This is a genomic window from Marinobacter excellens LAMA 842 (genome assembly GCF_001574445.1).
GTDB classification, from domain to species: Bacteria; Pseudomonadota; Gammaproteobacteria; order Pseudomonadales; family Oleiphilaceae; genus Marinobacter; species Marinobacter shengliensis.
Genome location: NZ_LOCO01000059.1, coordinates 1 through 2273, shown reverse-complemented (window position 1 = coordinate 2273; position 2273 = coordinate 1). Strand labels below are relative to the sequence as shown.

Genomic DNA, 2273 nt, shown 5'->3' with positions numbered 1-2273 from the left:
TGGAAGCCGGCATTGAATCGCTTTATTATCGAATTCGGTGACCGCCTGGACGGCCACCTGTAATGGGGTGGGCAGTTACACAGATTTATTTACAGGCTCCGCGAACATCCTTGTTGTGCCTTTCTCAATCAATCAGATGGGAAAGATAAATCAGCCTTTCGATTTACACCTTATGAGTTTTGTAACCTCGGCATCTTCCTCATAAAACCGGGACAGATCTATTTTCCGGCCCAAAACGGTCCTGCTTATCCTACCGACAACGCATAGTCGATCGCCGCACACACCGCAGCAACCTGCGCGGCATTGCATTGCTCCGTGGTTACTCGGCCGCTGTCTGGGTACACCTCGGTGGTGGTCCGGTAGCGGGCGTTGGTCATGCTGGTGCAAAGGCCAAGCTGCGCCAGCGGATACTGAATCACGCCACGAGCGACCGCCGGTGAGCCGATGATCTCGCCCTTGTCATCCGCCGGCGCGATATGAGTGATCTTTTCCACCGCCTCGATCACCGCCTGCTGGAATTCAGGCTGCGGGTTCTCGGTGTCATCCACCAGGTAGAAGCCGTCCGGAATGTCACCCGGCTCAAACGGTTTGCCATCGCGGGCCGCAAGCGCTGGCCGGAACTCGGTTTCGTCGGTATCGGTCGTCTCGTGCAGGTCAATGTGCAGCAGTATTGGCTCAGCTATCGAAGCGACCAGTTGCATGAGCGCCGCGGACTCCCCGGCCTGGCCGTCATCACGGAACGAGCGGTTGGGGTCAATCGCGTTCGCGTTCCAACGATGGATGCGTTCGTAAGCCCAGGGGCTGACACAAGGCGCGACCAGCAGGTTTACACGGCCCGCGTAATCCAGTGCATGTTGTTCAACGAACTGCAGCGCTCCATGCACACCGCTTGTTTCATAGCCATGCACGCCGCCCGTAATCAGCACCACCGGCCGATCGGCACGCCAGTTGCGGCTGCGGATCGCCATCAGCGGATAAACGTCCGGGCCATATTCCAGACAGCCATACTCATGCACATCAAAGCGCGAACGCAGCCGCTCGATCACGCTCAACACATCGGACTCGTAACTGCGTTGACGGGTCTGCCGTGAAAGCCACTGAGCACGTTCCGCATCGCCCCAGGGAATGCCGGGCGTACCGATTGGATAAGCCGCTGAAGCGCTGTTCATATCGCAAGTCTCCTTCGCTCAGTTACTCGCGCGCATCTCACGCATTCGCATAGGCATGGTATCGATCCTGAGAAAATAAATCTGACCCAATTTTCCATGTCTCCAAATCACTTCTCGAGACCATGGTTATCGTATATGATAACCAAAAGATAAAGGAGTCCCCATGGATTGGGAAATAGAATTCTACGGTAAAGTAGATGAAGAACTGGCAAAGCTGCCGCCCAAAATTCAAGCCAGAATGATTCGGCTGATGGAATTGATGGAGAAGCATGGGGCGAACCTCGGGGAGCCACACACAAAGTCGCTGGGTGGCGAACTATTTGAGATCCGCGCAAAAGCCAAAGAAGGAATAGGTAGAGGCATTTTCTGCTACGTGCAGGGCAAGCGAATTATCATTCTGCATGTCTTTGTAAAGAAAGATCAAAAAATACCTAAGAAAGACCTGGAGCTCGCCAATGAGCGATTGAAGGAGGTCAAAAATCATGAATTTCAAAAAGTTTAAGCAGAAAGCGCTGGAAAATCCGGAAGTCCGTCGGGAATATAATGCTCTTCAGGATGAATTCAGCCTCATCGATCAGCTGATTACGATGAGGACCAAAGCCGGCCTTACCCAAGAGGACGTTGCGAAGAAGCTCGGAACTAACAAAAGCAACATATCCAGACTAGAACGCGGCCGAAGCAATCCGAGCTGGGGAACACTTAGCAAATATGCTGCAGCCTGCGGTTTTCGGGTAAAGCTGGAAGCCGTTGAAGATGGCCGAGCACGAAGACCGTGAGCACTACTGCACGATGTGCATGAGCGGCAATTGCAAAGCGAAATTCAAGAAAGGAGACTAAAACGGCTCCGGTTTCCCTACTAACAGCGCTGCTTCAATCGGTGTCTGTTCCGGAGATGCTGTTCAGAAGCTCCGCATTGGCGGAGGCTGTAAACCAAATTGTGTAACTGCCCACGACTGAGTAATCTTTTCAAAAGGATACCATCGTGGGTACACAAGTGGATCAAGAAAAACTCAAAGCCATGGCCGCCGAGCTGGCCAAGGACATCAAGTCTGAAAAAGATCTCGGAGCCCTCACACAGCAGCTGGTCAAGCTCACCGTCGAGAC

The 2273-nt window shown here is 53.2% G+C and carries 3 protein-coding genes; 2 read left to right on the top strand and 1 reads right to left on the bottom strand.

Going from position 1 to position 2273, the window contains the following annotated elements; all coding sequences use genetic code 11:
• Positions 1-245: 245 nt before the first annotated feature.
• A complete protein-coding gene (locus J122_RS20075) occupies positions 246-1169 on the bottom strand; it encodes a M14 family metallocarboxypeptidase (RefSeq protein ID WP_061334066.1) in 924 nt (307 codons plus the stop codon).
• A 163-nt stretch (positions 1170-1332) separates the two neighbouring features.
• Between J122_RS20075 and J122_RS20070 the strand changes: the two genes are divergently transcribed.
• Both J122_RS20070 and J122_RS20065 read left to right on the top strand, forming a co-directional pair.
• Positions 1333-1671, top strand: a complete 339-nt coding sequence (locus J122_RS20070; RefSeq protein WP_061334064.1) for a type II toxin-antitoxin system RelE/ParE family toxin — start codon at positions 1333-1335, stop codon at positions 1669-1671.
• The gene (locus J122_RS20065) at positions 1652-1945 is read left to right on the top strand and encodes a helix-turn-helix domain-containing protein (protein WP_061334061.1); all 294 of its coding nucleotides are present in this window, start codon (positions 1652-1654) and stop codon (positions 1943-1945) included. The genes J122_RS20070 and J122_RS20065 overlap by 20 nt, the downstream gene beginning before the upstream one ends.
• Positions 1946-2273 lie beyond the last annotated feature (328 nt).